This is a genomic window from Methylocapsa aurea, from assembly GCF_000746085.1.
GTDB lineage: Bacteria > Pseudomonadota > Alphaproteobacteria > Rhizobiales > Beijerinckiaceae > Methylocapsa > Methylocapsa aurea.
In genome coordinates this window covers 1-17,199 of the sequence record NZ_JQKO01000004.1, presented here as the reverse complement: position 1 = coordinate 17,199, position 17,199 = coordinate 1, and the positions used below count along the sequence as shown (strand labels likewise).

Here is a 17,199-nt window from a genome sequence, read left to right as displayed (position 1 = left end):
CATACGAGCGCGGAGAATGAAGGAGACCCTGATTAAGCGCCGCGCGACAGCGCCTCAAGCAGCCCCTTGCGAACCAGCGCCCCAATCGAGTCTGTCGGGGCCGCGGCCGGTGGGACGCTGATGCTCTGCGCGACATCGTGCGGGACTACGTGGTGGAGACCTTGACCGATCAGGACGCCGTGCTGGTTCTGGATGAAACCGGCCTTCTGAAGCAGGGCAAGGCCTCGTGCGGCGTTGGGCGCCAATACACAGGCTCGGCCGGCAAGATCGCCAACTGCCAGATCGGTGTGTTCGCCACCTACGCGTCGCGCCACGGCCACGCCTTCATCGACCGGGCTCTCTACCTGCCCAAGGCCTGGACCGATGATCCCACACGGATGGCGGCGGCCCATGTGCCGGAGGGGACGGCCTTCGCAGCCAAGCCTCGGCTCGCTCTCGACATGATCGATTGGGCGATCGCTGCGGATGCGCCATTCGCCTGGGTCCCGGCCGACAGCGTCTACGGGGTCGGCGATATCGAGATGGCGCTGCGGCGCGCCGGCAAAGGCTATGTGCTCGGGGTCAACGCCAAGCACCGTTTCGGGTCCTGGGGCGGCAAGCCTGCCATCGCCGGCGCGGCCGAGGAAATCGCGCGATATCTCGATCCTTCTGCTTGGCGGCGCCTGTCGGCTGGCGAAGGAACCAAAGGGGCGAGGCTGCACGATTGGGCATATTGCGAACTGGCCGATCTCGACGCCGCCGAATACGATGAAAAACGATCGGGTTTGTGGACGCGGGGCCTGTTGATCCGCCGCAACATCGCGGATGAGGATCTCACCTACTTCTCCACCTGGCATCCGGTTGGAACGAGCATCGAAACCCTGGTCAGGGTAGAAGGTCATCGCTGGGCGATCGAGGACAGCTTCGAGACGACCAAGAATGAATTGGGGCATGACCATAACGAGACTCGCTCCTGGCATGGCTGGCATCGCCACGTCTCGCTCGTGATGCTCGCGTTCGCCATGATGGCTGCGATCCGTCGTCATGCCAACAGCGCGCCGCCCCCAAAAACGAAGCGCAAGACCATGAGACCAACGCCAGCGAGGCCTCGTCAGCCTTGATCCGCTGGTCGGTCCAAGAAATCCGCCGCATAGCCACGCGGCTTGCTCAGCATCGCATCCAACCTGCCCACATCATTGCATGGTCAATCTGGCGAAGGGCCCATCAAGCCGCGGCACGAAAAGCCCATGTCAATTCAAAAATGCAACTGTAATGCTAGGTCAAGATGATATCAATTTCAATCGAATGGGCTGGGCCAACCCATTCGGAAAGCGCTCGTTTTTCCGCCACGTTGAAGAGTGTTCGATTTTTCCGAAGTTGCTGATAATGGGCCTTTTCTTGAGAGCCTTGAGCGCTGCGACGTCTATTTCCTGGACCTCGCGCCGCCTTCGCCGCCGCCGGATCTTCCTCCGGCCTCGGGCCGGAGGACGTTGGGCATCATCGGCGGCGGCAATAAGTAAGAGCTGACGACCATGATAACATTTAAGCGGCGATTTTTTTCTGGAAACGGAGAGCGAACACGTCTCGTCGTTTAGTGGGTTTACGGATGTAGCGGACCTCCGCTACCATCAATCCAGGTCGACTTCTCGCCAAAATCTGTGCGAATTTAGTCGTTGCGTCGATTGTCGCGTGCGCGGCGAAGGGCGCCGGCAAGATCAGGCTTTGTGGGCGATCGCCCCGACTTTTTCGGCGGAGCGCGAAGGCTGGTTCAAGGTCCTGGCCTCGTGCGCTGCTCCTTAGAATTTCTTGCAGAGCTCCTCTGGCTTTTCGACATCCAATCGAATCCTTCGGCCCGGCGAAAGAGTCGCCAGCGCGGTTTCGGTCCGAAAAAGAACATACTCGGATCGCACAGAAGGGCTTCGAGCGCGGCGGGAGGCTAGCCCAGGCCGGTTCAAGAGAAGGTGATCGGCGCATTCGATTCCGACGCGCGTCGATTTTTTGAATTTGCGCCCGTCCAATTCGATCAGGTGAGTCCGTCGCATTCGGAAGCTTCCTGGAACTCGTGCCTAAATCACGGGGAGGCCGACCGCCGCGCCGTTGCGAAAGGCGCTACCTTCCTTTACAAGGGCGAAAAAATGAGGGCTCGCGATGGCTGGTGATGAGGACGAGCGTAGAGGGACTAAGGCCGCGCAGGGCTCGGCAAATGGGCTGCGACAGGATTCATCGGGGAGCCCATCCGAAACGTCCGAGCCTGGCGAAGGTGAACCCCTTGCCGGCGCGTCCGCGTCCGCTGCGCCCCCTGAAGATCAGTCCGATTTGCAAGCAGACCAAAAGCCGGCGCCTGAGGCGAATCTGATCGGGAGCGCCCGGTCGACGCCGGAACAGACGGGGTCGCGCTCCAGCCTGCCGCTATTTGCCGCCGCCATCGTAACCAGCGCCGTCCTCGCCGTTGGCGGCGCTTTCGGCCTTCGTTATTTCGACGGCTCGGGTTCCGCCACTGCCGCCTTTGACGAACGCATGGCCGCCGCGAACGCACGCGCCGATGCAATCGGAAGCAAGACCGATTCGTCCATTGCTGCGTTGCGCGCCGCTGTGACCACGCTCGAGCGGCGCGTCGGCGTGGCCGAAAGCGCTGCGGGCAAAGCCGCCAGCGATGTGAATTCGGCGCTGAGCGAGATGCAAAAGACGCTCGCCGCGCGGCTGGCGTCGCTGGCGCGGGCGGCTGGCGGCGCGACCGCGGAGCTCGTCGATCTTGGGCCGCTGCAAACCCGCATCGAGGCGATCGAGCTGAAACTCGGATCGCTCGAAACAGCGCTTGCGGCGCCCAAGGCGGACGTCCGGGCGCAGCAGGACCGCGAAAGCGCCTCCGCCGAGCCGAATTCGCAGGTCCAGGCCATCGCGATCGTTGCTGAAAGTCTGCTGCGCAAGTTGGACCGCGGCGCGCCATTTTCAACCGAGCTCGCGGCGCTCGAAAACCTTGGCGTCGGGCCGGCCGAACTTGCGCCTCTGCGTCCCGTCGCCGGAGCCGGCGTTGTGAGCCCGCGTAAATTGGCCGACGAGTTCTCCGCTCTTGCTTCGCCGATTCTTGCGTCCGAGCCGGCCAGTGAAGACGCCGGCATCATTGACCGCCTGACGCGCAATGCGGCCAATTTGGTGCGCGTTCGCCGCGTTGGCGAGGCCGGCGCCAATGATCCAGATCTTCCCGGCCTTGTCGCGCGAATCGAAAATGCCCTGAAGCGCCTTGATATTGAAGAGGCGTTCACAATATGGACCGAACTTCCCAGCGCGGCCAAAGCCAAGTCTGACAGCTGGGGCGAGGCCGCAAAGGCGCGGCTCGGCGCTCTGAGCGCCGCGCGATCGATCGAGGCCGACGCCGTGGCGGCTCTCGGCAAACCGAAATCGTGATTTCGTCTCGCCAAGACCCGAAATCGAAGCCTCCGACGAGAAAAACATGATCCGGGTTCTCCTATTCTTCCTCATTTTGATCGCCTTGGCTTTCGGCGAGGCTTGGCTCATCGACCGGCCGGGCGAAATCATCCTGACCTGGCAAGGGTATCGGATCGAAACCTCTGTCCTGGTGGGTCTTGGCGTCGTCGCCGCTGCGGCAATGGGCCTTTCTTTGATCTGGAGCCTTCTCCGCTTTGTGTTTCGGTTTCCCTCGCTCATCTCCCTGACCTCGCAGGCTCGCCGCCGCGACAAAGGCTACGCGGCGATCTCGCGCGGCATGATCGCCGTGGGCGCCGGCGATGGGCAACTTGCCCGTAAATCCGCCGCCGAGGCGCAAAAATATCTTCGTCATGAGCCCTTGACGCTGCTTCTGACGGCTCAGGCCGCCCAGCTCTTGGACGACCGGGGCCAGGCGGAAGCGGCTTTCAAGGAAATGACCAAGCGGAGCGACACCCGTCTCCTTGGCTTGCGCGGGCTGCATGTCGAAGCGCATCGGCGCGGCGATGTCGAGACCGCGCATCATTTCGCCAATGAAGCCCATCAAATCGGCCCGTTGCCTTGGACGGCGAAGGCCCATCTCGAGCATCGCGCCGCAACCGGGGATTGGCATAAGGCCCTGGCGACGCTGGAAAGCAACGTCGGGGCTCGGCTCGCCGACAAGGAAACCCGCGAACGGCAGCGCGCCGTGCTCGAAACGGCGATCGCGCTCGACAAGGCCGAGACCGCGCCTGACGAGGCTCTTCGCTACGCCCGTTCGGCGATTAAGCGCCAACCCGGCCTTGTTCCGGCTGTTGCGATCGCCGCCCGCCTGCTTGGCCGTAAGGGCGACGTGCGCAGGGTGACGAAAATGATCGAGACGGCTTGGCCGCTCGCGCCCCATCCTGACCTCGCGAAAATATATCTCAACTTGCGTCCCGGCGAATCCAACGCCGATCGTCTGGTGCGGGCGCGGGCGCTTGCGCGGCTTGCGCCGCGTGATCCTGAAAGCCGGATCGCCGTTGCGCAAACGGCGATCGCCGCGGGCGAATACAAGGTCGCTCGCGAGAGCATGCAGCCGCTGATCGAAGCTGGCGCGCGGCCAACCGCCGGCATGTGCCGGATCATGGCCGATCTCGAAGAGGCCGAGCATGGCGCAGCGGGTTATGTGCGCGAATGGCTAGCGCGCGCATCCCGCGCGCCGCATGATCCGGTCTGGATAGCCGATGGCGTCGTTTCGGACCAATGGCTGCCGGCCTCGCCGGTGACCGGCAAACTCGATGCGTTCGTCTGGCAAAGGCCGGTCGAGCGGTTGAGCGCCGAGGCCGAAGCTGAAGAAGCCGTTTTTGCCCCGATTTCGGTCTCTCCTGCGCCGATCCAAATCGAAGAGACGCCAGCGAAGGCGCTTGCTGCGCCCCAGCCAGCGCCGATCAAGGCCGAGGCCGAGCGACTTCAAGGACCCGGAGCCTCGGTCGCAGTGGAGCCTGCTTCGCAAGCGACAGTGAGCCAGGCCGCCGACATAGAAGCGGCAGTGGGCCAGCCCGTCATTTTTCCCGTACCTTCGGCGCCCGATGATCCCGGCCGCGCTGAGAAGCCGAAGCCGCGTCTTTTCCTTTAGCTTTGAGTTCGAGCCAGCCGGTCAAGGGCGCCCCCGTTCTGTCGCCGGAAACAACCAGTGTTGCGAACATTGGCCGATCCGGCTAATAGGTGGCCCGTGACGTCTCGGTTCGTGTTTTCCTCGGGGTCACGCCGCAATAGCTCAGCTGGTAGAGCACCTCATTCGTAATGAGGGGGTCGGGGGTTCGAATCCCTCTTGCGGCACCAGTTTTTTCAAATGGTTACCGGCCTTTTTAGGCATTCTAGCGGCAAGCGCGCTCTACTCGGTAAGCACTCGGTAAGCAGAAATCGGAAATTCAGGGAAAACATCGGCCACTGTGCTGGCCGGGAACCCTCGTGCGCCTTGCTCAAGCTTGTCTTCCCGCACCCTGCGCTTTGTGCTCGAGCCAGTTCGGCCGCACGTCCAAGGGCCGGGCTCCGCATTCGGAGCATTTGAGACGCTCCCGCGTGCGAGGAACGGGGAAGGAGTCCACCAAGCTCGACACGTCGGCCCGGCCAGCGTGCCCGCAAGCGCATTGCGCCATGACCGATCGCACGCCAAGAGCGCGCATGTTGCCAACGGCAAACCAAGCTCAGGCTGGGGACTACGCCGGGCAGATCATGGGCAAGGTAAACGCCGCCGGGCGCGGGGAGAGGGTGAACTGATCCAGCCAAATCGGATGTGAAAGAACTCGCCGCGTTTCCAATAGCCAAGAAAAATCTTATTCGGCGAATGCCGGTTCCAGATGCTATCTAGTATTGTTAGGTACTAAAGGCGCGGGCGCGACATGATGAATCGACATAACATTGGCACTTTGAAACGCGCGCTTTCTGGAGCGCGGCGCCTCTCGGCTTTGGCCATCGCGCTCGCCTCAATTGCATGGAGCGCGCCGGCCTTCGCTTGGCCGCGTCAAGTCGGCCCCTTTATTTATGTTGCGACCGCTCCGCAGGGAGTTTCCGTCATCGACGCCTCCACCAACAAGGTGGTCGCCTCGATCTCGATTCCCGCCGCCTATAGCAGCAATGGCGTCGCCGTAACGCCCGACGGAAGATATGTCTATGTTGACGGCGGCGACGTCATCTCGGTCATCGACGCCGCGAAGAATTCCGCGATCGAGACCATTCGCGCGCGCGGCGCTCGAAAAGCGCTGGCCGTCTCGCCGGACGGCAGGTTTCTCTATTTCACAGATCTTAATGCGGGAACCGTAACCGTCGTCGCGACTGCCACGAACACGCCGGTGGGCGCTCCGATTTCTGTGGGGGCTAGTCCTAGGGCGATCGCGGTTTCACCGGACGGCAAGCACCTTTATGTCGCCGGGGGAGACAGCTACCCCGGATCCGTGGCGGTCGTCGACCTCGCCGCCGCCAAGGTCATTGCGTCGATCGCGGCGGATGACACGCCGATTGCCTTGTCTGTCACACCCAATGGAAAATCTGTTTATGTCGCCGACCAAGAGGCGACATTTGGGGGCGTTCAGGTGATTGACGCAGCCACGAACACGGTCACGAAGAATATTTGGCCATATCCCGACTTTCACGCGTCAGCGCTCGCCGTGTCGCCCGATGGGAAATTCGTTTATGTTGCGAATGAATATTACAATGGCTCGGTTTCCGTGATCGATGCAAATACGAATGAGGCGCTTGGAAGCTCGATCCGGGTTGGGCTGGTTCCCGCTGGACTCACCGTGACGCCCGACGGAAAACGCCTCTATGTGATCGATCTTTACGGCGCCGCCTACATTATCGACACGGCGACGAAGGCTTTGGTTGGGCCTAAAATCGCATTGCCGATGGAACCGATCGCCGTCGCCGCTGTCCCGCCGCCGCAGGGACTGCCATTTCAGGACTTCAAGATCGCGGGCCTCCACATCAATCTCGGGACCCAGCGAAACAAGGATTCCTTTATCTACTACGCCTCGTTCACCCCCGGCGCGACCAGCAATGGGATGAGCCCAAGCGAAGCCTTCATTCTCAAGATCGGAGACGTCTCTATCACAATTCCACCCGGGTCGTTCCAACGGCAGAGCGACGGGAGCTACCGATTCATTGGGACAATCGCGGGCGCACAAGTTCAAGCCTATATCGCGCCAGCCGACGCTAAGAGCTTCAACGTCCATGTGGCCGCGCAGGGTCTCAACCTCACGAATATCGCCAATCCGGTCTATGTCCGCCAGATCGTCGGCGACCATGCTGGCCTTGTCGCGGTCGAAGCCAAGATCTCAAACCCGGTCGTTGTCGGTGGCCCCGCACCATTGGATATAGGTGGGAGGGGAAGAGGCATGGGATTCCGCTCAAGTCTCGCACGGTGAATCGCCATCGCGCGCGCCTGACTTAGACAAACTGTTTGGGCCGGGATCTGCGGCTCTGGCCTTGGCGTCTCACAAGAAAATGCAGACGGGGGAAAGCCAATGACCGAGGGCATGCCAGCGGACGAGCCCGAGACGCAGATTGAGCAAGCCCCCGGTCTACAGGCCGAGCCGCTCAGCCTATGGGATCGTTTGATTGCGATCGTCGGAAAGCCGGAGGTCGACGACCCGCCACGGCGCCGGCCAAAATTCACCGTGATCAAGGGTGGCCGAGAATTGGCGCTGCGGCGCGGGGCGGGCGGTTTGCTTCGCCCTGTCCGCCGGCGTCAGGTCGCATCGATTTCGATAAGTTTCCTCTTTGCGGCGTCGATGGCGGTCACCTTTTCTACGGCGTTGCACGCCCATTCCTTGGATTCGGCGAATATAATGCCCTTTCTGGCGTTTTTCAGCATTTTGAGTTCCGGATTGTCGCTTATGCGGCTTTCGATTTTCGCAGATATAGCCGCCGTCGCGAAATCAAGGACCAGGTCGATTTCTTCAAATGTTTTCGGAACCAATTTCGAAAGTTTGCTTTTGATTTGATCCTGTTCCTGCACATGTAGGTTTCGGTGCCTGCTAAAAGGCTCCACCGTATTATCTGTTTCGATAGCCTCCTGATATTTCCGATCGGCGTCCAAAAAGCGCCAGCGCAGGACCAGCGTGCGAATATTGTCCGCCGCGGTCTTTTCCGCGCCTGCTGTTTCCTTCAAGCTTGGCTCTGGCGCGATTGACTTGGCCGCGGGCGCCTTGCGTGTCTTCGATTTCGTTGTCATTGGGGCTTCTCCTTCAATATGTGCCGCATAAATCATTGATTTCAAACGGTCGAAAATTCGACCCTCTGAACTCTTGGGAGCATTCAAGGCAAGTGCCGGAAAAGAAACACCATAACGGCTGTGAACAGGCCGCCCGCTGCGCACCACTTTGCAAATCTCCCAATACCGACAGCGTTGCTCGTCTCCAGCTTCAGCGCAGGGCTTTTCGAGTCCGGGTCGCTGATCCCGCCGAAAGTCATGGTGTTTTCCCGGAGCTCTTTGACCTTGTGTTCGATCACATTAAGCAGCGCCATCATCGGTTCTGATCGATCGCTGCGCATGCCGTCGGCGGCGAGAAATGCGGCGGCGAGCAGATGGGAAACTTCGGTCAGATCGTCATAAATTTGAATTGTGTTTTCGTTTGTCATAGGGGTTCCCCTTCAATATCTACCAGTTAAGTCATTGATTTCGAACGATGCAAAATTGCAGCGTCGCCTTCCGCAAGCGCCGAGCCGAGTCGCCGCAGGAATTCTCTCCATCGTAGAAATGCCGCCTGACGGCATGAACGGAACTGACAAGCTGAGCAGAATTCGCAACGAAGTCCTTGGCGCGCTTCGTTTATTTGCGATTCAACGCGGGCGGAAAGCTGATTGATCAGCTGATGATGATTTGGCGCCGTTACCTCGTGTAAATAAGGCAAGCCGGTATCGGCCGCCGGAATGGGTTCATTCGGCATTGCAGCTGCTCCCGTTGAGGTTGGGTTCATCGCCCTTGCCGGCCACGCGCCAGCTTGGATCGATCTTTTCGAGGAGTTCCCCGGAAATCCGCATAGCCTCTCCGGAGGCCGCGCGCCGGAGCTTTTCCGCCTGTTCGGCGAGGCGAAGAAGAGCCATCGCATAGCGGAATTGAAGCCGCATCCAAATGACTTCGTGCAGCGGAAGTTTCAGGCGTGGCGCAGGCAAGCCGGTAGCGCTTGCCTGAACGGTGGGGTTCAGCATTGGGGTTGCTCCTGCGGATGAGAGGATATGAGCGCGTCAGTCTCCGGATGTGATCGCGAAGGCGTCGCCCTCGATTTGGATCACGGTCTTGCCGTGCTTGATCAGCGCGGAAAATTGTTCGCTGGCCGAGACCAGGCGAAGGCTTCGGCCCGACGTTCCGACTTCGCCCGCAATGCGTTCGGCGTCGGCTTCGAGGCGCTGCATCGCGCGTCCCGCCATCGACGCGGCCCGGCGGACGCCGTCGAGCTCACGCGTCGCCGAGGCGATGGAAAGATCGGTGCTTTTCGGCTTTGACATTTGCGTTGCTCCTTTGCATATGATATTAAAAATATCGATGAGGGTGGCGTATGTCAATATTAAAAATATCAATTCGGCAAATAAAGGCAGCTCGTGAGCTGCTGGCATGGTCGCAAGTTGAACTTGCGGAGCGCAGCGGCGTCTCCTTGCCGACGGTCAGGCGACTGGAAGCGCAGGACGGCGTTTTAGGCGGGCGGGCCGAAACCGGCTCGAAAATCATCGCCGCCCTCGAATCGGCTGGCGTGATCTTCGTCGAGGAAAACGGGGAAGGTGCAGGCGTCCGGCTCAAGAAACGTTCAGAGACGGTTGCCGATCTAACGGGCCAGATTGACGCCCTGGAGGCCGATATGACACCGGATCCGACCAACGAGAAGCCCAGCCCAAAGCGAGGAATGAAGCAGCTGAGGCGTGCGCACGATCTGAACGAATTGGCGGAACTGAAGAACCGCCGCAGGAAGTCGCGCACTCAGGAAAAGGAATGAAACCCGCCCTCAATCAACCAGCATCGAGTTTATCGCCGAGAACGGCGGCGGGGCTGGCGTGAGGCTGAGGAAGCGAGGATAAAACCCGCAATTAGGGTCTCTAAGGCAGACGAATTGCCATATAAAAGAGCGAACCATTGGAGGTCCGTAATGGCCGAGCTTGAGCCCGTCATTCTTCACCAGGATGAAAACACTGGAGACCGTTTCTTGATCTACGGGACTGACAAGGGCTTACGGCTTGATATTCGTTACGTTGGTGAAACGCTTTGGATGACTCAGGCGCAAATAGCTGAATTGTTCGGCCGCGATGTTTCTGTCATTTCAAGGCATATCGCGAACATCGTCGAAGAAGGGGAACTTACGGAACAGAGCAATTTGCAAAAAATGCAAATTGCTGGAGCGACGCGCCCGGTTGCTCTTTACAGTCTCGATATGGTGATATCGGTCGGATATCGAGTATCCTCGGCACAGGCGACGCTATTTCGACGCTGGGCAACTGAGAAACTGGTGCAGTTCGCAACAAAAGGATTTGTCGTTGATTCAGTGCGCCTAAAACAGCCTGAAAACGCCGATCGCATCGCCGAGCTTCGCGAAATTATCCGCGATATTCGGTCAGATGAAGCAAATGTCTACCGCGAGATCCGTAGCATTTGCGCCATGTGCCAGGACTATAAAGGTTCATCTGAAGTTTGGCAGGAGTTCTATCGCAACACTCAGGCGAAGCTTCTCTATGCCGTGACGAGCTATACGCCGGCCGAAATTATCAAGTCGCGCGCCGACGCCAAAGTGCCAAACATGGGCTTGACGAACTGGCCGAATGACAACATCCGCAAGCAGGATGTCACGGTCTCAAAGAGCTACCTTTCGGATTCGGAAATCAAAGAATTAAACCGGCTTACAACAATACTTCTCGACATTTTCGAAGATCAACTTGATATCGGCCAGCTTGTCGTCATGGATGATGCCAAGAAGCTGCTGGATCAGCAGCTTAGATCGCTCAACAGAGTCGTTCTTACCCACGGCGGCCACGTCAAGATGACAGACGCCAAGCAGCGTGCAGAGCAGCAATACGAAATCTTTAGCGCGGATCGAAAGATTGAACGCCAGAAAGAAGCCGACCGAGTGATCGCGGAACTGCGGCGGACGGAAAAGTCACTTCCGAAAGCCAAGCGTCCGAAACCATAGAGGCCTCACCTGATAGTTTCCGGTGATGCCGCTCGCTTGGACCGGCGCAGGACGGCCAAGGCCTTCCTGCTTGATTGAAGTGCCAGGCAAGCGCGGCGCAGCCTCTATACAGCTATTGCCCACTATGACATATTATCGCAGATGATATTTGAAATATTTAAAAGCGTGCCTGACCTGAGGGTTTTGAAATGAAATTAGTTATAGCTGCAATAATACTCTTCGGCTCGACCAGCATCGCATCTGCTCAATATTATGGAAGCGGCTCAAATCCGAGCACTCATGAAACCAGTGGGTATTATCGAAACAACGGAACATATGTCCCGCCGCACCACCAGACAAATCCGAACTCCACTACCAATGACAATTACAACACACGTGGGAATTACAATCCTTATACCGGCCAAACTGGGCACCATAGTCCTTATTGAGAACATGACTCTAAGCTAAGATCGGCCCCTTGCTTTGAGCAGAAGCAGATGGCCCGGGAACGATGCTCCGCGAAAAGGCCAAATATGTCTGTGCGGCAAGCAGTCTGTTTGGCCATATTATTCTGATCGGGCCGGAAAGCTGTCGGCGCCTATTCTCGGCCGCCCTTGATCACGGCGAATTTTGGCCGGCGCTGTGGCGCCTCGTCGACGTCCGGCTTTCCGACGATCTCGATCAAACGATCCCATAGGCTGAGCGGCTCGGCCTGTAGACGAGGGCTTTGCTCCAGCTGCGTCTCGGGCTCGTCTGCTGGCGTGTCCTCGGTCATTGGCTTGCCCCCGTCTGCATTTTCTTGTGAGACGCCAAGACCAGCGCCGCGGAACCGGGCCCAAACAGCTTGTCGAAGTCAGGCGCGCGCGATGGATTTTGGATCAATGCCGTGATCGCGCCATTGGGCGGGGCGATTCTCTTGCCCGCCTGCGCCGATGTCTCGCCGCGCGCCGCCGCCGCCATCGCGGCATTGGTCTGCGCCTGTTGCAGCGCGGCCGCGTCGGTCAGGCCGGGCCGCTCGCCATTATGCAGCTTGCGCATAAGGTTCGCCGCGATCCCGGCGGTTTCATTGTCCTGCCCGGCGACCTGTAGCCCGAACTGCAAGACCCGATCGGCATAGGGGCCGTAGGCCTTGTCCAGCGCCGGGATGATCTTCGACAGGGCCGCGCGCTCCTGGCCGGGCAACGCCGCTGTCAATGGAGCCATGATCTGCTTGACCTCGTCCTTGGTCACCGGCTGGCGCGCTGGCTCGGGGATTCCAATCCGCTCCTGTGCGATCAGCCGCGCCTTGGCGAGGGCAAGGACGGTGTTGGGGTCCGCCGGATTGGCTTGCGCCTTCGCCGCGGCGACCTCCGGCAATTGATCGGCGGCCCCGGCCGGATCTTCGGCGCGCTGCTTGGCGATGCTCTGCGCATATTTCCGGGCCGAATCGTAATAGGCTTGTTGCTCGACAAAGCCCGGCGCGCCCGGCGCGGGCTTCAACGCCGCGACCCGGCTTTCAAACTCCTCTGCCGGCAAGACGGGGAAGTCATGGGTTTGCGTGTAATAGGCCTGCCCTCGCGCCCTCGTCGCCTCGAAGTCGGCGCGCGCCTGCGGCCCGAGCACCGATCCGACCCTATCGGCGGTCAATCCGTCGACGGGCTTCCCCGTGCTCATCAAGGAGGCTTCGTCATCCTTGATCAGGCTGGCGAACTCGGTCCGCTCCGCCCGGCTCGCCGCCTCGGTCTTATGAATGTCCTGGATGACTTCATGCTCGGATTGCGTGAGCAGAGCTTGGCGCTTGTCCACCGGGAGAAGATCGGCGATCTGCTTATCCCGCCCGCCGAGGCCATGCCGGGCATAGCTGATCACCGATGTTCCATTTGCGTCGCGCACGTCCTCGCCTTCAAGCGCGCGCTTGGCCCCGCCCGGCCCGCCAAGGTGCATCATGGCGTAGAGGCCTTCCTTGGTGATCTCAACGCCGCCCACGGTCTTGCCAACGTATTTGCCGAGCCCGTTTGATGCGATCTCTTCGTCCATCTTGCCAACGTGGGCGCCGAACGCAGCCTTTTGCGCATCGGAATTGGTGAGGAAGTCTGGCAGGGTCTTGACCTCGGGGAAGCCCGGAACGTTGAACGTCCCGCTCCATTTTCCCGGCGCCGACGCAGATGTTTTCGACCAGCTCTTCAGGTCCTCGCCGGGGCCCGGCGCATAGACCCCGATATCGGCGAGGCGAGGCGCTCCGAATTGATAGGTTCCGGCATAGCCGAACTGGTTGACCTTGGCCGGATTGCCGCCGCTCTCTTGGGTCGAAAGCGATTTGTCCCACCCGCCGAGCAGGGCGACGCGCTTGGCCGCCGGTTGCGCGCCGAGCCAGGCGTGCGAGAAATCTTGCGTCCAGATGTTTTTGCGCTGTTCCGCTTCCTCTCTCGAGATGTAGCCTCTCTCGGCCATCGCATCGATGAAACCGCCAGCTGTCTGGAAAATTCGGGAATGCTCAAGGGGGTCGCTGGATTTCAGCGCCGCGTCGCGAAGACCGGCGAGGCTTATTTCGGTCCCCGCCTTGAACTGATCCTCGTCCAGACGATCAGCGCGCTGATTGGAGGCGATGCCGCCCCTATCCACATCGATTTTGTTCCTGAGCAGGAACAGTTGGCGGATTTCGGGGTTCTGAATGCCCGCCGCCGATTGTTCGAGCGCGGCCCGATAGCGATCCGGATAGTCCTTGCGCAGCGCGCCTTGGTCCTGCTCATCCTTTACCGCGGAATCGATGTCGACCTTTGCGGCGAGCCAATGCGCGCTCGCTTGCGCTTCGGCCAGCTTGTCGGCTTTGTCATTCTGCTGAATGGCATAATCGGCGGCAGTTTTCCCGGCTCTGGCCAGCCCCTCGCCGAAAGCCTGTAGGCCGGTCCCGGCCTTCGCCGCCGTCTGCGCAATTGTCGCTCCAGCCGATGTGTCGACGCCATAATCCGCTGGCCGCCCGGAGTTGCCGGACGGGGCGCGGCCTAACGATCCAAAATCGGGCAATGTGGGCAATGTGATCTCCCCCGATTACGTTGGGCCGCGCAAACCGCCGCCGCGCGGCCAAGATGCCGGCCATGGCGCAAATGTTGGTTCCGGGCTCTTTGTGGGTTCCGGCGGAACTTCCGGGAAGAGGTCCTCCGGCGCTAAATCGGCCCTCACCCAAAAATCCATCCAGCAATCGAACCGACCACCCATTTGGGCGACGACTTCGGCAAGCCTGTCTTTCCAGTTGACGAACTTGCGGCCCTGGCCGCCTTTCTGAACACGCTGCTTGCTATAGTTCCAGCTGTAGACATCGAAAATAGCCGGATCCGGTCTTGCGCGTAGGCAAATTTCGACGTCGCGGCCTGGAAACAAATTCTCGTCGAAGCCAAAGAGATCGGGCGTGTCGTTCGTGACGGTCAGGTCGTAAGCCGGGATTTTTGAGGCGATGCGCTCGAGGACGCGTTTCAGCGTTGTCGGAGGCTCCGGCCAAGGCGACAAGCTCCAACTCCTGACGCCTCGGTCCGCCGAGCGCCAGCCGTCGCCGTCTCGAAAAACAACGATATGTGCGCGTGTAGGCAGCGCTTGCAGCGGCGGCTCAACGCCCTCGACGGTTCCCACGTGTTCCTGCTGCATCTCAGACCTTTGCGCCTTCAGAGTTGCGGATATATTCCTCCGCCAAGGCGCGATCTTGAAACTTGTCTTTGACCACGTTGCCGTCGCTCTTCCGCATGACGGCGAACCGCGCATGAGGGCCTCGCCAATCAACATGGAGACCTTCGCCTTCGTCCTGTGCAACCGCGCTGGCGCCGGCCTTCAGGCTTTCGAAGCGCTGGAGCTCGACGACATTGGCCCAGGTTGCGCCAGCCGACGCCACGTGCAGCACAAGCAGCCAGTCCCCGGAGTCGATCGCAACGCGGATCTCGTCATAGGGGCGTAGGTTGCGGGCGATATGCCGCCAATAGTCCCGATGCAGGATTTCTTCGATCGTCGTGCCGGTCTCGGCCGTGACGAACCATCGATTGAAGGCGTGTTCAGACAGTTTAAACCGGGATTCATTTAAAGCTTTATTGGTCATTTCATTTTCCTTCCAAAGCTCGGCGAGCTTTCTCAAAAATAAAGGCAATTCGTCGGGCCGTTTCGAGCGGCGAACTGTCGACGGTTTCGATCGGGCCGCCATTCCTGCCGGTCATCTCGATCGCCGCAAGACGCGGGTGCACATAGGGGGCACAGTACTTTGCGGCGTCGAGCCGAACGGCCGGCTGGGCGCCAATGTCACGCATGACCGACAGCATATATTCGAGAGGGGTCACCCCTTCTTCAAAGGCCCGCTCGGCAATCTCGCGCGTTCGCGTCGTGGTCGAGCCTTTGCGGCGTCCTGCGCCTGGTCTCTTACCGCCGCGGGCCATCTTTGATTTCTCTGATTTCGATTTGATTGTTTTCGAGGGTCATTTCGACATCATCGACCTGCGCGAGAAATTGACGAATGATCTCTGCCGCCTCGGATTTGGCCCCGGCTTCGTTCGTCAGCGCCAGGCCTTCGCGCAGGCCTTCACACGCCCGCCGCATAGCGCCGCCGGTCGGATCAGCGGCCCACGCAAAGGCGTCGAAGAGGCATGCGAGGGCGATGATCTGCTGGTCGGGCACGTTCAGTCCTCCGATGTTCGTGGAAGGATAGCGACCCTCGAGCCCAATGCGCCAGACGCTGATTGCGGAAGTTGCGGGCTTTGCGGAGTTTGCGCGCATTGAAGTTCGGCGCGGCGAGCAGCCTCGGCGCGGCGAAAATACTCGGCGACGCGGCCGGCCCGTTCTCCGGCCTGATATTGGCGCAGCGCCTCATCGTCGCCATCCAAAAACATTGCAAGCGCGGGCCGGCTGATTTGCCAAGGTCCCCCAGCGACGCGGCGTCCGATGTTGTGTTGGGAGCACCAGTTTTGCACGGTCCGCTCCGAGACCCCCGCCAGCCGGGCCGCGATACGGACGCTTATCGCCTCTCGCCGATCATAGGGGATCAGGACCTTCGGCTCGTCGATCATGCTGAACCGCCTTTCTGGTGATAGGGATTTTGCCAGTAGGTGCGCGTCAGCCGGTCGAAGACCCGCCCGCTCGCCGTGACGGCGTGTTCAGGTCCAAGGCTCCGCACTTCCTCGCCGTGGCAAAACCAGATCACCCCGCCGGTCTCGCCATCGCGCGGAACGTCGAATAGATCCCCCGGCGACCATTCAAATTGGACGGCAAGGCTCCCCCACTGATCTAAGAATAAGCCAGCGGCGGCGATCGCTTGGCGCCATTCCTGGTCAGAGACGCCTATCGGCTTCTGGATTTGAAGCCGGGCCCAGGCGTCGCGATAGGGTTCCGGCACGCCATCGGCGGCGGCAGCCCGTTCCTCAAGCGCGGCCGCGCCGAGCTCGGGTGTCGGGCTTTCGGCCTGCCGAAGCAGAGTGACGATTGCGGCTTTGTGCTCCCGAAGTTTTGCGAGTAGGTCCGCCGGCGGTTTGGCTACCGCCTTAAGCGCCAACCTGTCGCCGTTCAGGCTGACAAGGACGCCGCACGCAGACGCTTCCTTGATGATGGTTAGAGCGCTCAAATCTCGCCCTCCCAGCTGCCGGTCGCGGCTTCGTCCAAGCCGAAATCATGCTCGCCAGTTTCGGCAAGTCCGCCAACAACGCCGTCAACCCTAAAACCTTGGCGGTCTTGGCGGTGTTGGTTTTCTTGGCGGTCTTGCCTCTCGCTAACCTGTTGTTTTTCTTGAAGACCGCCAAGGCCGCCAACTACGCCAGGGTTAGAAGGTGTTGGCGGACTTGGCTCGAAGCCTTGAGGAAGCGTCCAGACCCAACCACCTTCGCCCGATTTCTTTGAGATGATCTCCAAAGATTGCTTCGCTCGTTCGATCGTTCGCCAGCTATGGCAGGCATCGCGGCCGCCCACCTTGACCTCCTTCGCCGATCGCGGACCGTCGACAAGGAAATCAAAAAGCCAGTCCTTGGCTTCCCGGAACGCCGAGCCTTCGCCGGTATCGTCTTCTGGCCGGGCCTCGGCTTCGGCGAGGATATCGCGCGCCGCGCCGGTGACCGCCTCGCCCCATGAGACAACCGACGCGATAATATCCGGATGCTCGCGCATCGGGACCGCTTGCAGCTCGTAATTGAAGCCGCCGTCATCCGGGCCGATGTTCGACTTC

The 17,199-nt window shown here is 60.2% G+C and carries 19 protein-coding genes, 1 tRNA gene and 1 pseudogene; 7 read left to right on the top strand and 14 right to left on the bottom strand.

The window, feature by feature from the left end; all coding sequences use genetic code 11:
* Positions 1-98: 98 nt before the first annotated feature.
* From DL86_RS03165 to DL86_RS03140, 5 genes and pseudogenes are all read left to right on the top strand, one after another.
* Positions 99-1,100, top strand: a pseudogene (locus DL86_RS03165) (IS701 family transposase); the annotation flags it as partial.
* Between the two features lie 1,195 nt (positions 1,101-2,295).
* Complete coding sequence (locus tag DL86_RS03155; RefSeq protein WP_036258200.1) at positions 2,296-3,384, top strand: COG4223 family protein; 1,089 nt, start codon at positions 2,296-2,298, stop codon at positions 3,382-3,384.
* A 46-nt stretch (positions 3,385-3,430) separates the two neighbouring features.
* Positions 3,431-5,020, top strand: a complete 1,590-nt coding sequence (locus DL86_RS03150; RefSeq protein WP_036258199.1) for a heme biosynthesis protein HemY — start codon at positions 3,431-3,433, stop codon at positions 5,018-5,020.
* A gap of 130 nt (positions 5,021-5,150) precedes the next feature.
* A tRNA-Thr gene (locus DL86_RS03145) sits at positions 5,151-5,226 on the top strand.
* Positions 5,227-5,786: 560 nt separating this feature from the next.
* Positions 5,787-7,307, top strand: coding sequence for a YncE family protein (locus DL86_RS03140; protein WP_036258198.1), 1,521 nt, complete (start codon positions 5,787-5,789; stop codon positions 7,305-7,307).
* Positions 7,308-7,630: 323 nt separating this feature from the next.
* Here DL86_RS03140 and DL86_RS03135 read toward each other — a convergent pair whose 3' ends face one another.
* Genes DL86_RS03135 through DL86_RS03120 form a run of 5 tightly spaced genes read right to left on the bottom strand, consistent with a single transcriptional unit; the run spans position 7,631 to position 9,390 of the window.
* On the bottom strand, positions 7,631-8,263 hold the full coding sequence (locus DL86_RS03135; protein WP_156964446.1) for a hypothetical protein: 633 nt from the start codon (positions 8,261-8,263) through the stop codon (positions 7,631-7,633).
* Complete coding sequence (locus DL86_RS03130) at positions 8,200-8,523, bottom strand: hypothetical protein (protein WP_036258196.1); 324 nt, start codon at positions 8,521-8,523, stop codon at positions 8,200-8,202. The genes DL86_RS03135 and DL86_RS03130 overlap by 64 nt, the downstream gene beginning before the upstream one ends.
* Before the next feature lie 26 nt (positions 8,524-8,549).
* Positions 8,550-8,831: a hypothetical protein gene (locus tag DL86_RS19605; RefSeq protein ID WP_156964445.1), complete on the bottom strand. Its 282-nt coding sequence runs from the start codon at positions 8,829-8,831 to the stop codon at positions 8,550-8,552.
* Positions 8,821-9,093, bottom strand: coding sequence for a hypothetical protein (locus DL86_RS03125; RefSeq protein ID WP_036258194.1), 273 nt, complete (start codon positions 9,091-9,093; stop codon positions 8,821-8,823). Before DL86_RS03125 ends, DL86_RS19605 begins: the two co-directional genes overlap by 11 nt.
* Positions 9,094-9,129: 36 nt before the next feature.
* On the bottom strand, positions 9,130-9,390 hold the full coding sequence (locus DL86_RS03120) for a hypothetical protein (RefSeq protein ID WP_036258193.1): 261 nt from the start codon (positions 9,388-9,390) through the stop codon (positions 9,130-9,132).
* Positions 9,391-9,440: 50 nt separating this feature from the next.
* Between DL86_RS03120 and DL86_RS20725 the strand changes: the two genes are divergently transcribed.
* A complete protein-coding gene (locus DL86_RS20725; protein WP_084572663.1) occupies positions 9,441-9,872 on the top strand; it encodes a helix-turn-helix domain-containing protein in 432 nt (143 codons plus the stop codon).
* A gap of 150 nt (positions 9,873-10,022) precedes the next feature.
* Complete coding sequence (gene rhuM / locus DL86_RS03110; RefSeq protein ID WP_036258192.1) at positions 10,023-11,057, top strand: RhuM family protein; 1,035 nt, start codon at positions 10,023-10,025, stop codon at positions 11,055-11,057.
* Positions 11,058-11,634: 577 nt separating this feature from the next.
* On the opposite strand, the gene DL86_RS19600 is transcribed toward rhuM, so the two are convergent.
* The 9 genes from DL86_RS19600 to DL86_RS20075 form a co-directional block, all read right to left on the bottom strand.
* A complete protein-coding gene (locus DL86_RS19600) occupies positions 11,635-11,811 on the bottom strand; it encodes a hypothetical protein (RefSeq protein ID WP_156964444.1) in 177 nt (58 codons plus the stop codon).
* The gene (locus tag DL86_RS18540) at positions 11,808-14,048 is read right to left on the bottom strand and encodes a hypothetical protein (protein ID WP_156964443.1); all 2,241 of its coding nucleotides are present in this window, start codon (positions 14,046-14,048) and stop codon (positions 11,808-11,810) included. The genes DL86_RS19600 and DL86_RS18540 overlap by 4 nt, the downstream gene beginning before the upstream one ends.
* 15 nt (positions 14,049-14,063) lie before the next feature.
* A complete protein-coding gene (locus DL86_RS03090; protein ID WP_036258185.1) occupies positions 14,064-14,654 on the bottom strand; it encodes a hypothetical protein in 591 nt (196 codons plus the stop codon).
* A 1-nt stretch (position 14,655) separates the two neighbouring features.
* Positions 14,656-15,096, bottom strand: coding sequence for a hypothetical protein (locus tag DL86_RS03085; protein ID WP_036258183.1), 441 nt, complete (start codon positions 15,094-15,096; stop codon positions 14,656-14,658).
* Position 15,097: 1 nt separating this feature from the next.
* A complete protein-coding gene (locus DL86_RS03080; RefSeq protein ID WP_051952573.1) occupies positions 15,098-15,427 on the bottom strand; it encodes a hypothetical protein in 330 nt (109 codons plus the stop codon).
* Entirely contained in the window at positions 15,411-15,665 is a 255-nt protein-coding gene (locus tag DL86_RS03075) for a hypothetical protein (RefSeq protein ID WP_084572661.1), read from the bottom strand. Before DL86_RS03075 ends, DL86_RS03080 begins: the two co-directional genes overlap by 17 nt.
* 2 nt (positions 15,666-15,667) lie before the next feature.
* Positions 15,668-16,054: a helix-turn-helix domain-containing protein gene (locus DL86_RS19055; RefSeq protein ID WP_202899154.1), complete on the bottom strand. Its 387-nt coding sequence runs from the start codon at positions 16,052-16,054 to the stop codon at positions 15,668-15,670.
* Positions 16,051-16,605: a TubC N-terminal docking domain-related protein gene (locus tag DL86_RS03065; protein ID WP_036258180.1), complete on the bottom strand. Its 555-nt coding sequence runs from the start codon at positions 16,603-16,605 to the stop codon at positions 16,051-16,053. The genes DL86_RS19055 and DL86_RS03065 overlap by 4 nt, the downstream gene beginning before the upstream one ends.
* Positions 16,602-17,199, bottom strand: a 598-nt coding sequence (locus DL86_RS20075) for a hypothetical protein (RefSeq protein ID WP_036258179.1), incomplete at its 5' end; no start/stop codon positions are given. The genes DL86_RS20075 and DL86_RS03065, both read right to left, overlap by 4 nt.